This is a genomic window from Bacillus cereus group sp. Bce041, assembly GCF_052646455.1.
This window is the reverse complement of the sequence record NZ_JBQXON010000001.1, coordinates 71,090-91,831: the sequence shown is the minus strand read 5'-3', so window position 1 is coordinate 91,831 and position 20,742 is coordinate 71,090. Positions and strand designations below refer to the sequence as shown.

Genomic DNA, 20,742 nt, shown 5'->3' with positions numbered 1-20,742 from the left:
TGATCTTTTTTCTTTTTAACCCTATCGAATGAAATTTATAACTTAAGAAATAATAGTTATATACGAGTGAAAGGGGATGCGAAATGACAGAACGTGATCGATATACAAATGAAGAAAAAGAAGCTGAGCCAAAAGAAGCTGGAAAAGAGGCTTCAATAGTTGAAAAAATTCAACAGCTTGGACAGACAAATGTACCACAGATGAATGAATCACGTATTCATTGTTTAACGATTATCGGACAAGTGGAAGGTCATGTTCAATTACCACCGCAAAATAAAACAACAAAATATGAGCATATCATTCCGCAAATTGTTGCGATTGAACAAAATCCGAAAATTGAAGGTTTGCTTTTAATATTAAATACAGTTGGAGGTGACGTTGAAGCTGGGCTAGCAATTTCTGAAATGGTAGCTTCACTTTCAAAACCAACAGTATCTCTAGTTTTAGGTGGGGGACATTCCATCGGTGTACCGATTGCTGTTTCTACTGACTATTCGTTTATTGCGGAAACTGCGACGATGACAATTCATCCAATTCGTTTAACAGGTCTTGTCATAGGTGTGCCACAAACATTTGAGTATTTGGATAAGATGCAAGAAAGAGTCATTCGTTTTGTGACGAAGCACTCGAAAGTAACAGAAGATCGTTTTAAAGAGCTTATGTTTGCGAAAGGAAATTTAACCCGAGATATTGGGACGAATGTAATTGGTGGGGATGCAGTAAAGTACGGTCTTATAGATGAGGTCGGCGGTATTGGAAATGCGATTCGAAAATTAAACGAATTAATAGATGTTCGTGCGGAAGATAGTACAGAAGGGACAATGCTACAATGATTTTATATACAATTATGCCAGAGCAACTTGTGTATCCGGTCGATTATTCACAATGTGAAAGTCAAAAAGTTGTAAATATAAATGGTGTGGAATTAATGGTTTCTGAAGAGGAACATGGATGTTATTCTATTGTACGTGTGCTAAGTACGGACCCGCTTCACTATTTAGAGTTTGAGCCCGGTCAGAAAATAACCTTTTAGCAAAAAGAAGGATTTTGTTTAGAAGCTATGGTATAATATAAAAAACAAGACGGTTGAGCAGCCATGAGTAGGCTGCTTTCTTCTGTTTATTTAGCATTTTACAAGAAGTGTAAAAATAGAAGATATAAAGACCAGAAAAATAGAGAAAACAGACATATAAATAGAGCGTTTTGAAGGGAGCTTTACTTATATGTAGAACACGAGGTGAAGAAATGGCAAAACAAAAGCAAAGAGGGACGAAGACAAAGGCAAGACGTACGATAAAGCCAACTTTGTATTATGAAATCGTCGGTTTAACTCTTTTTGCACTTTCAATCATTACGATTTTACAGCTAGGCGTTGTAGGGAAATCGTTTGTGTTATTTTTTCGCTTCTTCTTTGGTGAGTGGTACATAATTGGTGTGTTAGGTGTAATAGCTTTATCGGTTTCCTTTGTTATAAAACGCGGATGGCCGAACCTTTTAAATAAACGATTAATTGGATTTTATTTAATTGTATTGGCGATATTAATGTTTAGTCATATTACATTATTTAACCTTCTTACAAAAGATGGAGCAGTGCAAAATACTTCTGTTATTGTGAGTACGAAAGATAACTTCTTTCTTGAAATGAAAAAGGGGCCAGATAGCGTTCATTTAGGTGGTGGTATGTTTGGTGCGCTTATGTTCGCAACATGTTACTTCTTATTTGACGAAGTAGGAGCTTATATCATTGGTATTATTCTAGTTATTCTCGGTATACTTTGTATAACAAATAAGCATATTGGAGAAGTGTTAGCTCCAGTTGGTAGAATTCTTAGAAGTCAGTTTCAAGTGATGCAAGGGGATTATAAAGATTGGAGAGCCAAAAGAACGGCTGAACAAACAGAAAAGAAAAAAACAACAAGAAGCACAAGAAGCAAACGTGCTGCAGAACAAGAAGAAATTATTGAGCCGATGGAAGAAATCTCAATTGATCCTCCGATTATTTCGAATTTCACTGAGAATTATCCTGTAAATGAAGAAGAGGATAAACGAATCGAAGTAGAGCAAGAAGAGTTGATCACTTCACCGTTTATTGAAGAGACTCCGCCAATTGAAGAACCAAAGAAAAAGCGTGGAGAAAAAATTGTTGAATCGTTAGAGAGTGAAGCGCAAGCACCTCCTATGCAATTTTCAAATGTAGAAAATAAAGATTACAAGCTTCCTTCACTTGATATATTAAAATTTCCAAAGAATAAGCAAGTTACAAATGAAAATGCGGAAATTTATGAGAATGCTCGTAAATTAGAACGTACATTCCAAAGTTTCGGAGTGAAAGCGAAAGTAACAAAAGTGCATAGAGGTCCTGCAGTTACAAAATATGAAGTGTATCCTGATATGGGGGTAAAGGTAAGCAAAATTGTCAGTTTAAGTGATGATTTAGCCCTTGCTTTAGCTGCAAAGGACATTCGTATTGAAGCGCCAATTCCCGGGAAATCAGCTGTAGGGATCGAAGTTCCAAACTCAGAAGTTTCGATGGTAACGCTGAGGGAAGTTCTTGACTCTAAGGCTAATAATCATCCGGAAGAGAAGTTGTTAATTGGTCTTGGCCGAGATATTACAGGTGAAGCTGTATTAGCCCGGCTAAATAAAATGCCTCATTTACTCGTAGCTGGTGCGACAGGTAGCGGGAAAAGTGTATGTATTAACGGTATTATTGTTAGTATTTTAATGCGTGCAAAACCACATGAAGTAAAATTAATGATGATTGACCCGAAAATGGTAGAGCTAAATGTATATAACGGTGTGCCTCATTTGTTAACGCCAGTTGTAACTGATCCGAAAAAAGCATCGCAAGCATTGAAAAAAGTTGTGAGTGAAATGGAACGTCGTTATGAATTGTTTGCTCATAGTGGTACACGTAACATTGAAGGATACAACGATTATATAAAAGAGCATAATAGTCAATCAGAAGCGAAACAACCCGAATTACCTTATATTGTAGTAATTGTGGACGAGTTAGCAGATTTAATGATGGTTGCTTCGTCTGATGTAGAGGATGCGATTATGCGTCTAGCGCAAATGGCTCGTGCTGCTGGTATTCATTTAATTATTGCAACGCAACGTCCGTCAGTTGACGTTATTACGGGTGTTATTAAAGCAAATATTCCATCACGTATTGCATTCGCTGTATCTTCTCAAACAGATTCTCGTACAATTCTTGACGGTGGTGGTGCAGAGAAGCTACTAGGTCGTGGAGACATGCTGTTTATACCAATTGGTGCATCGAAACCTGTACGTGTACAAGGCGCATTTTTATCAGATGATGAAGTTGAGAGAGTTGTAGAATATGTTATTGGACAGCAAAAAGCACAATATCAAGAAGATATGATTCCGCAAGATGTTCCTGATACGAAGCAGGAAGTAGAAGATGAATTATATGATGAAGCGGTTCAACTTGTAGTGGAAATGCAAACAGCATCTGTTTCTATGTTACAACGTAGGTTTAGAGTAGGTTATACGCGAGCTGCTCGCCTAATTGATGCAATGGAAATGAATGGTGTAGTAGGTCCGTATGAAGGGAGTAAACCGAGAGAAGTACTCATTAATGATGTACAAGAAAAAAGTTCTTAAAAAAAGCCTAATTGTTTTTACAATTAGGCTTTTTTATATAGTATTTTTGTTATATACTATACTCAGCGATAAAGAAAGGGCTTACATTTAGGGGTGCCCTTTAGAATACGAATACTTTGAGTATGTTTTATGTAAATGTTCGATATTTAATGCAGAAAAATGTTGGATTTTGTTGACACGTATGAGAGCAAGTGGTAAGATTACTTCGAAAAGAATCACTGCCTCATATAATCTTGGAGATAAGGTCCATAAGTTTCTACCTGGCAACCATGAATTGCTAGACTATGAGGGGAAAAGTGTGTAACAAAGGATGTCAAGGATCTTTGTGCCGAACTTTTTCTCGAAATGAGGAATGTTTATGGTGCAAAGTTTTTTTTATGCAATAAAGAGTGAAAATTTTATTTTAAAAAATTATTATTATTTATTCGACAATTACACTTATTTGGGTGTTTAGTCATTTGTACTATGTTGTAAGTTGAAAAAAGAGAAAAGAAGTCTTACATCAGAGGTCGAATAATTGAAATGCGGGGGAGTCTTATGTCAGTAAAATCTGATAGTCGTCACCTATATCTACGGGTGATTGATCACATCAAAGAAAAAATTAAAGATGGCGCTTATAAAGAACGACAAAAGTTACCATCAGAGTTTGATTTAGCGAAAGAACTTGGCGTAAGTAGAGCGACTTTAAGGGAAGCGTTGCGTATTTTAGAAGAAGAAAATGTTGTCATTCGTAGACATGGTGTAGGGACATTTGTAAATGCAAAGCCATTATTTTCTTCTGGAATAGAACAACTTTCTAGTATTACAGATATGATTTCTAGTGTGGGGAAAACACCAGGAACAATCTTTTTATCATCATCTACTACAACTTTAACAGAAGAGGAAAAAGAGAAGTTTAATAGTGAAGATGGTTTTAATGCAGTGATGATTGAACGCGTGCGTACAGCAGATGGGGAACCTGTTGTGTATTGTATCGATAAACTTGCAAAAGAAATATTGCCAGACTTATCGGGTTATAATGAGGAATCATTATTAACGGTGATACATAATAACACGCATAAGCGCATAACATATGCGGTTGCTCACATTGAGCCAATTGGCTATCACCCTAAAATCTCACCAATTTTAGAATGTGAGCCTGAAACAGCACTGCTTGTATTAAAACAAATGCACTATGATCAAAATGATGAGCCAATCTTATATTCTATCAATTACTTTAGAGCTGATAAATTTAGCTTCCACGTATTAAGAAAGCGTATGTAGGTAAATTCCTTTTTAGGGAGGTGACAGCAAGAAGTAAGGAACAGCAGCGTAAGAATAAATAAATATATATCATTTTTGGAGGGGTTTCTAGTATGAAGAAAAAAGCAGGCCTTTTATTATCATTAACTTTAGCAGCAAGTACAGTTTTAGGTGCATGTGGTAACTCGGATAAGGCGAGCAGTGACAAGAAAGACACGAAAGACAATAAAGACTTCAAGGTTGGTCTCGTAACGGATGTTGGGGGCGTTGATGATAAGTCATTTAACCAATCTTCTTGGGAAGGGTTACAAAAGTTTGGTAAAGATAATGGTTTAAAAGAAAAGACAAATTATCGTTACCTTCAGTCTGAAAAAGAAGCTGATTATATTCCGAATTTAAAAAAATTCTCAAAAGATAAATATGATTTAACATTCGGAATTGGTTATAAATTAGAAGGTGCAATTAAAGAAGTAGCAAAAGAATCTTCAAAACAACAATTTGCAATCGTAGATACTGTTGTAGATGCACCGAACGTAACGAGTATTACGTTTAAAGATCATGAAGGATCATTCCTTGTAGGTGCGGTAGCAGCTATGTCAACAAAATCGAATAAAGTAGGATTTGTTGGTGGAATGAAAAGTGATTTAATTAGTAAATTTGAAAATGGATTTAAAGCTGGTGCAAAGGCAGTAAATCCAAACATTGAAATCGTATCTGAATATGCAGAAGCATTCGATAAGCCTGAAAAAGGTACAGTTCTTGCTTCAGCAATGTATGGTCAAGGCGTAGACGTAATTTATCATGCTGCTGGTGGTACAGGTAACGGTGTGTTCACAGAAGCGAAAAACCGTAAGAAAAAAGGTGAAAATGTTTGGGTAATCGGTGTTGACCGTGACCAACATCAAGAAGGTATGCCTGAAAATGTAACATTAACTTCAATGATTAAACGTGTTGATGTAGCAGTAGAAAAAGTAGCTAAAGAAGCAAAAGATGGGAATTTAAAAGGCGGGAAAATTGAAGAGTTTGGCTTAAAAGATGACGGTATTGGTATTTCAAAAACAACTGATAACGTGAAAAAAGTTAACCCTGAAATTTTAACAAAAGTAGAAGAGCTTGAAAAGAAAATTACAGCCGGTGAAATTAAAGTGCCAGCTACAGATAAAGAGTATAAAGAATATGAAGCTTCTCTAAAAAAATAAATAGAGAAATAGCAAAGGTTAGTTCATAGAACTAACCTTTGTATGTATAAAACTTCCGAATTGCTTAATAAGTTAATAGTGTAATAGGGAATGTTCCCTGTTAAAAGGAGGAACACAATGGAATACGTAATTGAGATGAATAACATTACGAAAGTATTCCCAGGCATTGTAGCGAATGATGATATTACGCTGCAAGTAAAGCAGGGTGAGATACATGCTTTACTTGGAGAAAATGGTGCAGGGAAATCCACATTGATGAATGTACTATTTGGTTTGTACCAACCAGAGCAGGGTGAAATTAAAATTAAAGGTAAACCTGTAAAAATCACAAATCCGAATATAGCAAATGACCTTGGTATTGGAATGGTCCATCAACACTTTATGCTTGTTCATAATTTTACAGTTACAGAGAATATTATTCTCGGAAATGAACCGAAGAAAAAAGGGAAAATTGCTGTTGAGGAAGCTGCTAAAGAAATTCAAAAACTGTCTGAACAATACGGTTTATCTGTAGATCCATATGCGAAAATACAGGATATTTCAGTTGGTATGCAGCAGCGTGTTGAGATTTTGAAAACTCTTTACCGCGGTGCAGAAATTTTAATATTTGATGAACCAACAGCTGTGTTAACACCGCAAGAAATTCATGAGCTAATTCAAATTATGAAAAAGCTTGTGCAAGAAGGAAAATCTATTGTTCTTATTACACATAAGTTGAAAGAAATTATGGAAGTTTGCGATCGTTGTACGATTATTCGTAAAGGAAAAGGGATTGGAACGGTTGACGTTGCAAATACGGATGAAAATAAACTTGCAGAATTAATGGTCGGACGTCAAGTGAATTTTAAAACAGAAAAAATAGACGCGAAGCCAAAAGAAGAGGTACTTTCAATTGCAAACCTTGTTGTTCACGATGCACGTCAACTACCTGCTGTAAAAGGCCTTGACTTAACTGTTCGTGCGGGGGAAATTGTTGGGATTGCAGGGATTGATGGAAACGGACAAAGTGAATTAATAGAAGCAATTACTGGTTTACGAAAAGTTGAGTCAGGTTCTATTGCAATTAAAGGAAAAGAAATAACAAATTGGCCTGTTAGAAGAATAACAGAAGAAGGAATTGGTCATATTCCAGAAGATCGTCATAAACACGGACTCGTTCTTGATTTTTCTGTTAGAGATAATATAGTTCTGCAAACGTATTATAAAAATCCATTTTCAAAGAAAGGGATTTTAAATTTCAGCAAAATTACAGAAAAAGCAAAGGCTCTTATTGAACAGTTTGATGTGCGTACACCTAGTGAGCAAACGTTAGCACGCGCTCTATCTGGGGGGAATCAACAAAAAGCAATTATTGCACGTGAAGTAGACCGAAATCCAGATTTATTAATTGCGGCACAGCCAACACGTGGTTTAGATGTAGGAGCAATTGAATTTATTCATAAGAGATTAATAGAGCAAAGGGATAAAGGAAAAGGTGTATTACTTTTATCATTAGAGTTAGATGAAATCTTAAATGTTAGCGATCGAATTGCTGTTATTTATGAAGGGGAAATTGTAGCAATAGTTGATGCGAAAGAAACGAATGAACAACAGCTTGGATTGTTAATGGCTGGAGGAACAAAGAAGGAGCAGGTGGGTACAAATGGCTAAAAAGCTTTTAACAGAACGAACGATAAATATTTTAGTCCCAGTACTATCCGTTATTTTCGGCTTACTTGTAGGAGCGATTGTAATGCTAGTTAGTGGCTATGATCCAATTGTTGGTTATAGTGCACTTTGGACAGGAATGTTCGGCAGCGCAAGTGCGATTGGTGAAACGCTTCGTACAATGATACCGCTTATTCTTGCTGGCTTATCGGTGGCGTTTGCATTTCGTACAGGTTTATTTAATATCGGGGTAGAGGGTCAATTGTTAGTTGGTTGGCTTGCAGCGGTTTGGTTCGGTTATGCAGTCTCACTACCAGCTTTCCTTCATATTCCATTATCTATTTTATTTGCAGCATTGGTGGGCGGAATTTGGGGCTTCATTCCGGGATATTTAAAAGGGAAGTTTCAAGTGAATGAAGTTATTGTAACTATTATGATGAACTATATCGCTTTGTATGTAACGTATGACATCATTAAGCGTTTCTTACATGCGGGTAATGACAAAACGTATGATATTAAAGAGAGTGCGTCACTATCTTCAGACTGGCTTGCTTCTATTACTGATGGTTCACGTCTACACTGGGGAATTATTGTAGCAATTTTAATCGCTATTTTAATGTGGTTCTTATTAGATCGAACAACTTTAGGTTACGAATTAAAGTCAGTAGGATTTAATCAGCATGCTTCTCAATATGCAGGTATGAAAGTTTCTCGTAATGTAGTATTCTCCATGACAATTGCTGGTGCATTTGCGGGGATTGGTGGAGCGATGGAAGGATTAGGGACATTCCAGAGTATGACAGCGATGTCTTCGTTTACAGGAGTAGGATTTGATGGGATTGCCGTAGCATTACTTGGAGGGAATAATCCGTTTGGTATAATCCTTTCAGCTTTATTATTTGGTGGTTTGAAAAGTGCTTCCCCTCAAATGAACTTTGAGGCAGATGTACCGTCAGAGCTTATTAATGTAATTATTGCATGTATCATCTTCTTTGTTGCATGTAGTTATGTGTTAAGATGGGCGCTTACACGCATGAGCAAGGAGGGGAAATAAATGAGCTTTTTAGATATATTAGCCATTCTTGTGACGGGTACGTTATATACATCGGCACCTATCATTTTCACAGCACTAGGTGGTGTATTTAGTGAACGATCGGGTGTTGTAAATATCGGATTAGAAGGACTAATGCTATTTGGTGCATTTATTGGAGTCGTTACAAACTTATTAATGGGTGATACTTGGGGAACGATGACTCCGTGGATTGCGTTACTATTTGCGGCAATTGGTAGTGGGTTATTTGCATTACTTCATGCGGTAGCTTCTATTACATTCCGAGCAGATCAAGTTGTAAGTGGTGTAGCCATTAACTTCTTATCTCTTGGTTTAACAGTATTTGCAATTAAGAAGATTTTTGATAAAGGGCAGACTGACTTTATTCAGTATCGTATTGAAAAGATTGATATTCCAGGCCTTTCGGATATTCCGGTTTTAGGGAAAATATTTTTCTCGAACGTACCAATAACGTCATATATTGCCATTATTTTAGCATTCGTTGTTTGGTATGTTATTTATAAAACACCGTTCGGTCTTCGTCTACGTGCTGTTGGTGAACACCCAATGGCAGCGGATACGATGGGGATTAACGTATATAAAATGCGCTATATTGGAGTCTGTATTTCAGGAGTGTTTGCTGGAATTGGTGGAGCGATTTTTGCAATGTCAATTTCTAATAACTTCTCAGGGGCAACTATTACAGGACAAGGTTTCTTAGCTTTAGCTGCTATGATTTTTGGAAAGTGGAATCCACTAGGCGCACTAGGTGCAGCTCTATTCTTTGGTTTTGCGCAATCTCTAAGTGTAACGGGCGGAACAATCCCTGTATTAGATCAAATTCCAAGTGTTTTATTAACGATATTACCATATATATTCACAATATTAGCGCTTGTCGGTTTTGTAGGTCGTTCTGAAGCTCCGAAAGCTTTAGGAACTCCTTATGAAAAAGGAAAACGATAAGTATTTTATAAGTATAAAAAAGCTCGCACATTAGTGTGGGCTTTTTTACATAGAATATATTTAATACGGAATTTTACTATGTTTCTTACATATTAAAGTTTTTAGAAAGAATCATATGTAAGCATAATAAGGGAGAAAAGTTGATTTTTTATTTCTAAAAACTGTATATTGAAGAGGAATATTCCTATATACGTAAAGGAGGGCTATAAATGAAACTAATGGAACAACAACTACATGAGTTAGGTGGTTTGCGCGTACATATTATTCCGACTGATAAATATAAAACGAATACCTTTGTATTTCGTTTTAAAGCGCCTTTAAATGAGGAGACGGTGACAGAGCGTGCCCTATTGCCATACGTATTGCAAAGTGCGACAGAAAAATTACCTTCTGTAATTCGTCTTCGTCAATATTTAGAAGAATTATACGGATCTTCTTTAGCGGTAGATGTAAGTAAAAAAGGGGAAGACCATATTATCTCCATTTATGTAGACATTGCAAATGAAGTTTATTTACATGATGCACCACCGTTATTTGAAAAAGCGCTTTCTATGTTGTCAGATATTGTGTTACATCCAGCAACGGAGGGGAACGGTTTCCTATCTTCTATCGTAGAAAGTGAAAAAAGAGCACTGTTACAGAGAATTGAAGCTACTTATGATGATAAAATGCGTTATGCAAACGAGCGTTTAATTGAAGAAATGTGCAAAGTAGAACCGTATCGTTTAAGTGCAAATGGAAAAAAAGAGAGTGTTATGTCTATTACAAATGAAAGTTTGTATCAATATTATCAAAAGGTGTTAGCGGAAGATGAAATGGATCTATATATTATTGGTGATATTTCAGAAAACGCCGTTGATCTTGTAAGTAAGTATTTTTCTATTTCAACTCGTCCAGTGAGAGAAAGAAATGTACTCCTTCATAGACGAAATAATGAAGAAAAAGAAGTTGTTGAAAAACAAGAATTAAAACAAAGTAAATTACACATCGGTTATCGTACATTTGTCACATATAAAGATGAAGATTATTTTGCATTGCAATTGTTCAATGGATTGTTTGGTGGCTTTTCTCATTCGAAGTTATTCGTAAATGTGCGTGAAAAAAATAGTTTAGCGTACTATGCAGCATCGCGCTTTGAAAGTCATAAAGGTTTATTATTTGTTATGTCAGGAATCGAAGCGAAAAATTATGAAAAAGCAGTTGAGATTATTAAAGAACAAATGCTTGCGATGCAAAACGGAGAGTTTTCTGAAGAAGAAATACATCAAACAAAAAGTGTCATCCAAAATCAAATATTAGAGGCAATTGATACACCACGTGGCTTTGTAGAAATGCTATATCATGGTATTATTTCAGATCGTACACGTCCAGTTGAAGAATGGCTTACAGGTATAGAAAGTGTGACGAAAGAAGAAATTGTAAAAGTTGCTAAAAATATTGAACTAGATACAATTTACTTTTTACAAGGAACGGAGGGAGAGTAAATGGAGAAAATTGTTTATGAGCAATTAAAAGAAACACTCTATTATGAAAAACTTCCTAATGGATTAGATGTATATGTTTTACCGAAACAAGGATTTAATAAAACATTTGCGACGTTTACGACGAAATATGGTTCTGTAGATAATACATTTGTACCATTAGGGAAAGAAGAAATGATTCGTGTGCCTGATGGAATTGCACATTTTCTTGAGCATAAATTATTTGAAAAAGAAGATCACGATGCTTTCCAATTGTTTAGTAAACAAGGAGCATCGGCAAATGCTTTTACATCCTTTACACGAACAGCTTACCTTTTTTCATGTACTTCAAACGTAGAACAAAATTTAAATACATTGCTAAACTTCGTGCAAGAGCCTTATTTCTCTGAAAAAACGGTTGAAAAAGAGAAGGGGATAATTGGGCAAGAAATTCAAATGTATCAAGATAACCCAGATTGGCGTTTGTACTTCGGGTTAATTGATAGCTTGTTTGTAAAACACCCAATTAAAATTGATATTGCAGGGACAATCGAATCTATTAGTAAAATTACGAAAGATTTATTGTATGAATGTTATGAAACATTTTATCATCCGAGCAATATGTTATTATTTGTTGTGGGTGCAATTGATCCAGAGAAAACAATGGATTTAGTACGTGAAAATCAAGCGAAAAAAGATTATAAAAACCAGCCAGAAATTGTGCGTTCATTTGAAGAAGAACCAAATGAGGTAAATGAAAAGAAAAAAATTATTTCAATGCCTGTGCAAACACCGAAATGTTTAGTTGGTATTAAAGCGACTAATTTAAAGGAAAAGGGGCAAGCGCTTTTAAAACAAGAAATTGCGCTTACGTTACTCTTAGATTATTTATTTGGGAAAAGTTCTGTTCATTACGAAACTTTATATAATGAAGGGCTTATTGATGATTCATTCTCGTATGACTATACAGAAGAAAATAACTTCGGTTTTGCAATGGTTGGCGGTGATACGAAACAACCTGATGAATTGGCAAATCGTTTAAAAGATATTTTATTAAAAACAGATTATGATCAATTAGATGCGGCGGCATTAGAACGAGTGAAGAAAAAGAAAATTGGTGGTTTTTTACGCTCGTTGAATTCACCAGAATATATTGCAAATCAATTTACACGATACGCGTTTAATGAATCTAGCCTATTTGACGCATTGACTGTATTAGAAGGACTAACCGTTCAAGACTTACAAGAAGTAGCGAAATTATTGTTATCAGAAGACAAAATGAGTATTTGTCAGGTGTTACCGAAAAAATAAAATTAAAAAGATACCCTCATCTTATCATTGAAAAATTGTAAGATGAGGGTATTATTTAGTTATGTGAAAATTGAACTTGTAGAGATAAGAGAGGGACTTTATGAAAAAGTATGCGTTAGTAACTGGAGGGAGCGGAGGAATTGGCTCTGCTATTTCGAAACAATTAATTCAAGATGGATATACAGTTTATGTTCATTACAATAACAGTGAAGAAAAGGTATTGGAATTGCAGAAGGCATGGGGAGAAGTTATCCCTGTTCAAGCGAATTTAGCTTCTAGTGATGGAGCAGAGCAATTGTGGGGACAAATTGAACATCCTATTGATGTTATTGTATACGCAGCTGGGAAGAGTATTTTTGGACTAGTAACAGATGTAACAAACGATGAATTGGATTATATGGTAGAACTTCAAGTGAAGAACGTATATAAATTACTTTCTATGGCACTTCCGCCTATGATCGGGAGAAGAAGTGGTAATATTGTAATTGTTTCATCTATATGGGGACAAATAGGGGCTTCTTGTGAAGTGCTTTATTCAATGGTAAAAGGGGCACAAAATTCATATGTGAAAGCTTTAGCGAAAGAAGTTTCTTTAAGTGGATTACGTGTGAATGCAGTAGCACCAGGAGCAATTGAAACGGAAATGTTAAGTGTTTTTTCTGAAGAAGATAAAATGGGAATTGCTGAAGATATACCATTAGGTAGAATAGGATTACCAGAAGAAGTAGCGAAAACAGTTTCATTCCTCGTATCACCAGGAGCGTCTTACATAACTGGACAAATTATCGGAGTGAATGGCGGTTGGCACTGCTAAAAAATTCTTACATAAAAAATGAATAGTTGCACAAATTAAGGATGATTTTATTACTCAATAGTGAGGTGCTTAATTATGTCAGTATTAGATAATTTTGATCAGTGGAAGAGCTTTTTAGGAGAACGTTTAGAGCAAGCGCAAGACAAAGGTTTAGATGGCGGTGCGGTATCAGATATGGCGTTTCGTGTTGGCGACTATCTTGCTAATGAGGTAGAAGGACGCAATGACCAAGAGAAATTATTAGCTGAGCTTTGGAAAGTTGCTGATGAACAGGAGCAACATACAATTGCAAATTTAATGGTTAAGTTCGTACAACATAAGTAAAAGTAGAGAGGAGATTCTCCTCTCTACTTTTTTTGTATAATAATTACACAGGGTAGATTATACATTTAGCTTCCCTATTAAGGTGAAATCATATAATATAGTACGTAGGTGTAAAGTAAGCAAGGGGAGTGATCTTGGATGATTGAATGGTATTTTGAATATGAAATACATAAAAACCGACCTGGCTTGCTTGGTGACGTTTCTTCGTTAATCGGTATGCTCGGCATTAATATTGTCACAATTAATGGTGTAGATAATGCACGACGTGGGTTACTTCTTATGTGTGATAATCAAGAGCAAATCTCTAGACTTGAATCAATTTTAAATACGATGGATAACATAACGGTAACGAAATATCGTCCGCCCAAGCTAAGAGATAAGCTAGCGGTTAGACATGGTAGGTACATACAACGAGATGCAGATGATAAGAAAACATTTCGATTTGTGCGTGATGAATTAGGCTTACTTGTAGACTTTATGGCAGAAATTATGAAAAAAGAAGGCCATAAACTAATTGGGATACGCGGAATGCCTCGTGTCGGAAAAACAGAATCCATTGTTGCTGCAAGTGTTTGTGCAAATAAAAGGTGGTTATTTGTATCATCTACTCTTATTAAGCAAACTGTTCGTAGTCAATTAATTGAAGATGAGTATAGCGATGACAATATTTTCATCCTAGATGGAATTGTGTCAACGAAGCGTGCTAACGAAAGACATTGGCAGCTCGTTCGTGAAATTATGAGATTGCCTGCAACGAAAGTTGTGGAACATCCTGATGTATTTGTGAGTCAGTCAGAATACACATTGGATGATTTTGATTATATTATCGAGTTGCGTAACGATTATGATGAAGAAATTCAATATAATTTAGTAGATGAAATTGAGCAAGGTACGCAAAATAATTTCTCTATGTTTGACTTTTAAAGAAATATTGAGGTGTTAGTAGTGACGGAATTGGGACAAAAGCTGAAAGAAGCAAGAGAAGCGAAAGGCTTGTCTATTGATCAGCTGCATGAGATTACAAAAATTCAAAAACGCCATTTAGTGGCAATTGAAGAAGGCAATTATGATGTATTGCCAGGAGCTTTTTATGCGCGTGCATTCATTAAACAATACGCAGATGCGGTTGGATTAAATGGAGAGGAACTGCTCGTAGAACATCAGAGTACGATACCACAATCTGAAAAGCGTGAAGTTCCACAAGTATCAACGGGACAAAAAACACAAGAAACAATGCAAAAATCTTCATCATGGCCAATTGCAGATCACATGCCGAAAATCTTAGTTGCGCTGTTAGTAATCGCAGTTGGAGTGGTAATCTGGTTTGTGTTTCAAGCGTTAACTGGAAAAGATGATGAAAAAGTTCCGAGTGCTCAAAGTGAGAAAATTGAAGTTCAAAAAGCGAAAGATTCTCCGTTAGATACGAAGAAAGATGAAGTGAAAGCGGAAGAGCCAAAAAAAGAGGAACCAAAGAAAGAAGAACCAAAGAAAGAGGAGCAACCAGCACAACCAACTGGACAGCAAGAAGTGAAAGTAGTTGGAACAACTGGAAAAGTATCTACTTTGGAAATTCATAATAATAAAACATTAGAACTGGAATTATCGGGTAAAGGTGCGAGTTATGTAGATGTTAAAGATGATGCTGGGAATGTGATTCTAAACGCTACAGTACAAGAGGGCCAAATAGAAAAACGTGATGTATCAACATTAAAAGAAGTGCGACTTAATATTGGAAATGCAACGAATGTTGAAGTTAAACTGAATGGCCAAGTGGTCGCTTATCCATTGGATCCAGAAAAAGAACTTCACCAAAGATTGGTGATAAAAAACCAAGGGATAGAGCAACCTGCACAATAACAGTCATCGCTTCGATGACTTTTTTTCGATGAACAAATGTTTTTGATATGATGGAGGAATAGCTGTGAATTTACCAAATAAAATTACAATATCTAGAATCTTCTTAATTCCAATTTTTATGGTAATTATGTTAGCACCCTTTGATTGGGGTTCATACAAAATTGGTGATGTTGATTTACCGATTCAACATTTAGTGGGGGCACTTATCTTTATCATTGCTTCAGCTACAGATTGGATTGATGGACATTACGCAAGAAAATATAATCTTGTAACGAATTTAGGAAAGTTTCTTGACCCGTTAGCTGATAAATTACTTGTTTCGGCAGCACTTATTACATTGGTAGAGATGCAATATGTACCGGCTTGGATTGTTATTGTAATTATCAGTCGTGAGTTTGCGGTAACTGGTTTACGTCTTGTACTTGCTGGAACAGGGGAAGTAGTTGCAGCAAACCAGCTAGGAAAAATTAAGACATGGACACAAATTATTGCGATTGCAGCATATTTATTACACGATGTACCTTTAAATTTAATCCATATTCCAGTTGCGGATATCTTCATATGGATTGCATTAATCTTTACTGTTATTTCAGGATGGGATTATTTCTGGAAAAATAGAGCTGCTTTTGTAAACTCAAAATAGAAGTTTATGGGGGAATTGGGATGAATGCTGAGATTATTGCGGTTGGAACTGAATTATTACTTGGACAAATTGCAAATACAAATGCCCAGTTTTTATCTGAAAAGTTAGCTTCAATCGGAATTAACGTGTACTATCATACTGTTGTTGGTGATAATAATAAGCGATTGCAAAAGGCGATTGAAGCTGCGGAAGAACGTGCTGATATACTTATTTTTACAGGTGGATTAGGACCGACAAAAGATGATTTAACGAAAGAAACGATAGCTGCTAGTTTAGATGAAGAGCTTGTGTATGATGAAAAGGCATTAGCCTTAATAAGTAATTACTTTAAGCGTACAGGCCGTGAATTTACGGAGAATAATAAAAAGCAAGCGCTCGTTTTAAATGGAGCAACAGTATTTGCAAATGATCACGGTATGGCGCCGGGTATGGGGGTAAATAAGAACGGAAAAGTTTATATTTTATTACCAGGGCCGCCAAAAGAAATGAAACCAATGTATGTAAGTTACGTAGAGCCTTTTTTACGTAATTTTACAACAGGAGAAAACATTTATTCTCGTGTGCTTCGTTTCTTCGGTATTGGGGAGTCCCAATTAGAGGTGAAAGTTCAAGATTTAATTGATGGACAAACAAACCCAACAATTGCCCCATTAGCAAATGATGGAGAAGTGACATTACGTTTAACCGCTAAGCATCAAAATGTTAGCGAAGCGGAGAAACTAATTCAACATGTGGAAGATTTGATTTTAGAAAGAGTAGGAGAATTTTTCTGCGGATATGACCAAGAATTTTTGCATTATAAGGCAATCGAGTTATTGAAGAGAAAAGGGTTAACTTTAGCGTGTGCAGAAAGTTTAACAGGTGGTCTTTTTGGAAATCAAGTAACTGAAAACGCTGGTGTTTCTTCTGTGTTTAAAGGCGGTGTCATTTGTTATCATAATGATGTGAAGCAATCTGTTTTACGTGTGCCTGAAGAAGTGTTGCATACTGATGGTGCAGTTAGTAAAGAATGTGCTCGTTATCTTGCTGAAAATGTTAAGGATGTACTAAAAGCGGATATTGGAATTAGTTTCACTGGGGTAGCAGGACCAGATGCTTCAGAACAGAAAGAACCAGGAACAGTATTTGTTGGGCTTTCGATTAAGGATGAACCAACTGTAGTCTTTTCTCTTAATTTAAGCGGAAGTCGTCAACAAATTAGAGAACGAACAGCAAAATATGGATTTTATCATTTATATAAAAAGCTAGAAGAGATATAAGTTTCTTCTAGTTTTTTTACGGTTAAATTTAGATGTTATTTGATAGAAAATAAAAAATCGAATAAATGTTCGATTTTTGTTGGCAAATTGAATTGAAAATAGGTATAATAAGATTAGCAATTCAGTTAAGGAGGAATTTTGAATGAGTGATCGTCAAGCAGCGTTAGATATGGCGTTAAAACAAATAGAGAAGCAATTCGGTAAAGGTTCAATTATGAAATTAGGAGAACAAGCGGAGCGTAGAGTTTCTACGGTTTCTAGTGGTTCTTTAGCACTTGATGTGGCACTAGGGGTAGGCGGATATCCACGTGGCCGTATTATCGAAATTTACGGACCTGAAAGTTCAGGTAAAACGACAGTTTCATTACATGCAATTGCAGAAGTACAACGTCAAGGTGGACAAGCAGCATTCATCGATGCGGAGCACGCAATGGATCCTGTATATGCACAAAAATTAGGCGTTAACATAGATGAATTACTATTATCACAGCCTGATACAGGGGAGCAAGGATTAGAAATCGCGGAAGCACTTGTACGAAGTGGTGCGGTTGACATTATCGTAATTGACTCTGTAGCAGCTCTTGTACCGAAAGCAGAGATTGAAGGCGACATGGGTGACTCACACGTAGGTTTACAAGCACGTTTAATGTCACAAGCACTTCGTAAGCTTTCAGGAGCAATCAACAAATCAAAAACAATTGCAATCTTTATTAACCAAATTCGTGAAAAAGTTGGGGTTATGTTCGGAAACCCAGAAACAACTCCAGGTGGTCGTGCGTTGAAATTCTATTCAACTGTTCGTCTTGAAGTGCGTCGTGCGGAGCAATTAAAGCAAGGTAACGACATCGTTGGTAATAAAACAAAAGTAAAAGTAGTGAAAAATAAAGTAGCACCACCATTCCGTGTTGCTGAAGTTGATATTATGTACGGAGAAGGTATTTCAAGAGAAGGTGAAATCTTGGATATGGCTTCTGAGCTTGATATCGTTCAAAAGAGCGGTGCTTGGTATTCTTATAATGAAGAACGCCTAGGACAAGGTCGTGAAAATTCGAAGCAGTTCTTAAAAGAAAATACAGATTTAAGAGAAGAAATTGCTTTCTTTATTCGTGAGCATCACGGAATTAGTGAAGATTCTGGTGCTGAGGGCGCAGAAGATTCAACTCTTCTTGATTAAAAAAATAAAAGACACGGCCTCGTGTCTTTTATTTTTTTATCTACTATTAAGGAGCATAATACTATAGATAAAAAATATTTTTTTACTTCAAATGCGTTGTGTAAAGAGGGATATATAAATATTTTAAGTAAAAGAAATGGGAATTACTAAGGTTTTCCAGTATAGTAGGCTCCTTACTTTTAAAATTTAGGTCACATTCAAGGCTGAAGGCAAAGAAAGTAAAAGTAGACAACGCTTGACAATGAAAATTACGATAGATACAATGAGAATGTATATTTTTTCTTATATACAATATACTCTTCTCAAGAAGAGAAGTAATATTCGGAGTAAGGTTTAAATCTTACCGAAATAATAATATGACATTTTAATTGTGAAATGAAGAAAGTCCCTTAAAAAAGCGGGACGACGGTCTTTGCTGTATGTTGTAATTCAATGTACATGCCGACAGTCTTTTTTCATTCATAGCAAGGGGAGGTGAAATCATGACGAGTACAGTTTGGATACTCATCTCCATTTTGCTTGCAACAGTCGGTGCAGTTGTTGGCTTTTTTGTTCGAAAGTCTATTGCTGAAGCGAAGATTAATGGTGCGGCTAATGAAGCGAGACGTATTTTAGACGAAGCGAATCGTGATGCTGAAGCACTTAAGAAAGAAGCGCTTTTAGAAGCAAAGGATGAAATTCATACACTTCGTACAGAAGCTGAATTAGAAATTCGTGACCGTAGAAGCGAATTACAAAAACAAGAAAATCGTTTAATGCAAAAAGAAGAGAACCTTGATCGTAAAGACGAAACGCTCGATAAACGCGAGCAACAGTTAGAGAAGAAAGAGGAATCTCTTGTAGCGAGACAACAACAGATTGAAGAGTTGGAAAGCAAAGTGGGAGAGTTAGTTCAAAAGCAACAAACAGAATTAGAGCGCATTTCCAATCTGACACGCGAACAAGCGAAAGCAATTATTCTTGGTAAAGTAGAAAGTGAAGTTTCTCATGAAATCGCTGTTATGGTAAAAGAGAGTGAAGTTCGCGCGAAAGAAGAAGCGGATAAGAAAGCAAAAGAGATTTTATCTCTTGCAATGCAAAGATGTGCAGCTGATCATGTTGCTGAAACAACCGTTTCGGTTGTAAATCTTCCAAATGACGAAATGAAGGGACGTATTATCGGGCGTGAAGGTCGTAATATTCGTACGTTAGAAACGTTAACGGGTATTGACTTAATTATCGATGATACACCAGAGGCAGTAATCCTTTCTGGATTCGACCCAATTCGTCGTGAAACAGCTCGTATCGCTCTTGATAAACTAGTACAGGACGGACGTATTCACCCAGCGCGTATTGAAGAGATGGTCGAAAAATCAAGACGTGAAGTGGACGAGTATATTCGCGAAGTCGGAGAGCAAACAACGTTTGAAGTGGGTGTTCATGGATTACATCCAGATTTAATTAAAATTTTAGGTCGTTTAAAATACCGTACAAGTTATGGTCAAAACGTCTTAAAACACTCTATGGAAGTTGCATATTTAACTGGACTTATGGCGGCAGAGCTTGGCGAGGATGAAAAACTAGCAAGACGTGCAGGTCTATTACATGATATCGGAAAAGCGATTGACCATGAAGTAGAAGGAAGCCACGTTGAAATTGGTGTTGAACTTGCAACGAAATATAAAGAGCATCCTGTAGTTATAAACAGTATCGCATCTCACCATGGTGACACAGAACCAACTTCTATCATTGCAGTTTTAGTTGCAGCAGCAGATGCTTTATCAGCTGCAAGACCGGGAGCTCGTAGTGAAACACTTGAAAACTATATTCGTCGTCTTGAAAAGTTAGAAGAGATTTCAGAGTCTTATGAAGGCGTTGAAAAGTCATTTGCAATTCAAGCAGGACGTGAAGTTCGTATTTTGGTAAAACCAGATACAATCGATGACTTAGAAGCTCATCGTTTAGCTCGTGATATCCGAAAACGTATTGAAAATGAACTGGATTACCCAGGACATATTAAAGTAACTGTTATTCGTGAAACACGTGCAGTGGAATACGCAAAATAAAGTGGTGAAACACCACTTTATTTTTTTGTGTTGGAATTGGATAAAATAAAGACAGTTAGTTATATAGTATAAAAGTGAAACAAACTTATAATAAACATATTATAAGGAATTTACTTGATGCTATAG

The 20,742-nt window shown here is 36.2% G+C and carries 18 protein-coding genes and 1 riboswitch; all 18 genes read left to right on the top strand.

The genetic code is table 11. From position 1 onward, the window contains the following. Positions 1-83 precede the first annotated feature (83 nt). Positions 84-833 carry a translocation-enhancing protein TepA gene (gene tepA, locus ACUN13_RS00415; RefSeq protein ID WP_409531752.1) on the top strand — a complete coding sequence of 250 codons (750 nt, stop codon included), beginning with the start codon at positions 84-86 and terminating at the stop codon, positions 831-833. Then, positions 830-1,033 (top strand): YlzJ-like family protein, encoded by a 204-nt coding sequence (locus ACUN13_RS00410; RefSeq protein WP_000605036.1) that lies wholly within the window; start codon positions 830-832, stop codon positions 1,031-1,033. Before tepA ends, ACUN13_RS00410 begins: the two co-directional genes overlap by 4 nt. A gap of 212 nt (positions 1,034-1,245) precedes the next feature. Continuing rightward, the gene (locus ACUN13_RS00405) at positions 1,246-3,627 is read left to right on the top strand and encodes a DNA translocase FtsK (RefSeq protein WP_098213141.1); all 2,382 of its coding nucleotides are present in this window, start codon (positions 1,246-1,248) and stop codon (positions 3,625-3,627) included. A gap of 203 nt (positions 3,628-3,830) precedes the next feature. Continuing rightward, positions 3,831-3,932: riboswitch (purine riboswitch) on the top strand. Between the two features lie 232 nt (positions 3,933-4,164). Further along, positions 4,165-4,890, top strand: a complete 726-nt coding sequence (locus ACUN13_RS00400; protein ID WP_000114182.1) for a GntR family transcriptional regulator — start codon at positions 4,165-4,167, stop codon at positions 4,888-4,890. A gap of 92 nt (positions 4,891-4,982) precedes the next feature. Continuing rightward, entirely contained in the window at positions 4,983-6,068 is a 1,086-nt protein-coding gene (locus tag ACUN13_RS00395; protein ID WP_000725771.1) for a BMP family lipoprotein, read from the top strand. A 117-nt stretch (positions 6,069-6,185) separates the two neighbouring features. Then, positions 6,186-7,718: an ABC transporter ATP-binding protein gene (locus tag ACUN13_RS00390; RefSeq protein WP_000456914.1), complete on the top strand. Its 1,533-nt coding sequence runs from the start codon at positions 6,186-6,188 to the stop codon at positions 7,716-7,718. Continuing rightward, positions 7,711-8,769: an ABC transporter permease gene (locus ACUN13_RS00385; RefSeq protein ID WP_001085254.1), complete on the top strand. Its 1,059-nt coding sequence runs from the start codon at positions 7,711-7,713 to the stop codon at positions 8,767-8,769. The genes ACUN13_RS00390 and ACUN13_RS00385 overlap by 8 nt, the downstream gene beginning before the upstream one ends. Next, the gene (locus ACUN13_RS00380; RefSeq protein WP_000008856.1) at positions 8,770-9,729 is read left to right on the top strand and encodes an ABC transporter permease; all 960 of its coding nucleotides are present in this window, start codon (positions 8,770-8,772) and stop codon (positions 9,727-9,729) included. It abuts the gene before it with no gap. Between the two features lie 209 nt (positions 9,730-9,938). Next, entirely contained in the window at positions 9,939-11,213 is a 1,275-nt protein-coding gene (yfmF, locus tag ACUN13_RS00375) for an EF-P 5-aminopentanol modification-associated protein YfmF (RefSeq protein WP_000772418.1), read from the top strand. Next, the gene (gene yfmH / locus ACUN13_RS00370) at positions 11,214-12,500 is read left to right on the top strand and encodes an EF-P 5-aminopentanol modification-associated protein YfmH (RefSeq protein WP_000411976.1); all 1,287 of its coding nucleotides are present in this window, start codon (positions 11,214-11,216) and stop codon (positions 12,498-12,500) included. A 100-nt stretch (positions 12,501-12,600) separates the two neighbouring features. Then, the gene (gene ymfI, locus ACUN13_RS00365) at positions 12,601-13,314 is read left to right on the top strand and encodes an elongation factor P 5-aminopentanone reductase (RefSeq protein WP_000759604.1); all 714 of its coding nucleotides are present in this window, start codon (positions 12,601-12,603) and stop codon (positions 13,312-13,314) included. A gap of 75 nt (positions 13,315-13,389) precedes the next feature. Next, positions 13,390-13,638, top strand: a complete 249-nt coding sequence (locus ACUN13_RS00360; protein WP_000114450.1) for a DUF3243 domain-containing protein — start codon at positions 13,390-13,392, stop codon at positions 13,636-13,638. Positions 13,639-13,776: 138 nt separating this feature from the next. After that, complete coding sequence (locus tag ACUN13_RS00355; RefSeq protein ID WP_000574107.1) at positions 13,777-14,562, top strand: DUF3388 domain-containing protein; 786 nt, start codon at positions 13,777-13,779, stop codon at positions 14,560-14,562. A 21-nt stretch (positions 14,563-14,583) separates the two neighbouring features. Continuing rightward, positions 14,584-15,495, top strand: coding sequence for a helix-turn-helix domain-containing protein (locus ACUN13_RS00350; RefSeq protein WP_000137461.1), 912 nt, complete (start codon positions 14,584-14,586; stop codon positions 15,493-15,495). Between the two features lie 64 nt (positions 15,496-15,559). Beyond that, positions 15,560-16,138 (top strand): CDP-diacylglycerol--glycerol-3-phosphate 3-phosphatidyltransferase, encoded by a 579-nt coding sequence (gene pgsA, locus ACUN13_RS00345; RefSeq protein ID WP_001052967.1) that lies wholly within the window; start codon positions 15,560-15,562, stop codon positions 16,136-16,138. A 20-nt stretch (positions 16,139-16,158) separates the two neighbouring features. Beyond that, complete coding sequence (locus ACUN13_RS00340) at positions 16,159-17,397, top strand: competence/damage-inducible protein A (RefSeq protein ID WP_445423636.1); 1,239 nt, start codon at positions 16,159-16,161, stop codon at positions 17,395-17,397. Between the two features lie 142 nt (positions 17,398-17,539). Continuing rightward, entirely contained in the window at positions 17,540-18,571 is a 1,032-nt protein-coding gene (gene recA, locus ACUN13_RS00335) for a recombinase RecA (protein WP_001283860.1), read from the top strand. 482 nt (positions 18,572-19,053) lie between these two features. Then, positions 19,054-20,616: a ribonuclease Y gene (rny, locus tag ACUN13_RS00330; protein ID WP_000204911.1), complete on the top strand. Its 1,563-nt coding sequence runs from the start codon at positions 19,054-19,056 to the stop codon at positions 20,614-20,616. Positions 20,617-20,742: the final 126 nt, after the last annotated feature.

Bases quoted from the DNA above. Each gene is read 5' to 3' on its own strand.
- yfmF (WP_000772418.1), top strand. From the start codon at position 9,939: ATGAAACTAATGGAACAACAACTACATGAGTTAGGTGGTTTGCGCGTA.
- ACUN13_RS00355 (WP_000574107.1), top strand. From the start codon at position 13,777: ATGATTGAATGGTATTTTGAATATGAAATACATAAAAACCGACCTGGC.
- rny (WP_000204911.1), top strand. From the start codon at position 19,054: ATGACGAGTACAGTTTGGATACTCATCTCCATTTTGCTTGCAACAGTC.
- ACUN13_RS00340 (WP_445423636.1), top strand. From the start codon at position 16,159: ATGAATGCTGAGATTATTGCGGTTGGAACTGAATTATTACTTGGACAA.
- yfmH (WP_000411976.1), top strand. From the start codon at position 11,214: ATGGAGAAAATTGTTTATGAGCAATTAAAAGAAACACTCTATTATGAA.
- ACUN13_RS00405 (WP_098213141.1), top strand. From the start codon at position 1,246: ATGGCAAAACAAAAGCAAAGAGGGACGAAGACAAAGGCAAGACGTACG.
- ACUN13_RS00410 (WP_000605036.1), top strand. From the start codon at position 830: ATGATTTTATATACAATTATGCCAGAGCAACTTGTGTATCCGGTCGAT.
- ymfI (WP_000759604.1), top strand. From the start codon at position 12,601: ATGAAAAAGTATGCGTTAGTAACTGGAGGGAGCGGAGGAATTGGCTCT.
- ACUN13_RS00360 (WP_000114450.1), top strand. From the start codon at position 13,390: ATGTCAGTATTAGATAATTTTGATCAGTGGAAGAGCTTTTTAGGAGAA.
- recA (WP_001283860.1), top strand. From the start codon at position 17,540: ATGAGTGATCGTCAAGCAGCGTTAGATATGGCGTTAAAACAAATAGAG.
- tepA (WP_409531752.1), top strand. From the start codon at position 84: ATGACAGAACGTGATCGATATACAAATGAAGAAAAAGAAGCTGAGCCA.
- ACUN13_RS00385 (WP_001085254.1), top strand. From the start codon at position 7,711: ATGGCTAAAAAGCTTTTAACAGAACGAACGATAAATATTTTAGTCCCA.
- ACUN13_RS00400 (WP_000114182.1), top strand. From the start codon at position 4,165: ATGTCAGTAAAATCTGATAGTCGTCACCTATATCTACGGGTGATTGAT.
- ACUN13_RS00390 (WP_000456914.1), top strand. From the start codon at position 6,186: ATGGAATACGTAATTGAGATGAATAACATTACGAAAGTATTCCCAGGC.
- ACUN13_RS00380 (WP_000008856.1), top strand. From the start codon at position 8,770: ATGAGCTTTTTAGATATATTAGCCATTCTTGTGACGGGTACGTTATAT.
- ACUN13_RS00395 (WP_000725771.1), top strand. From the start codon at position 4,983: ATGAAGAAAAAAGCAGGCCTTTTATTATCATTAACTTTAGCAGCAAGT.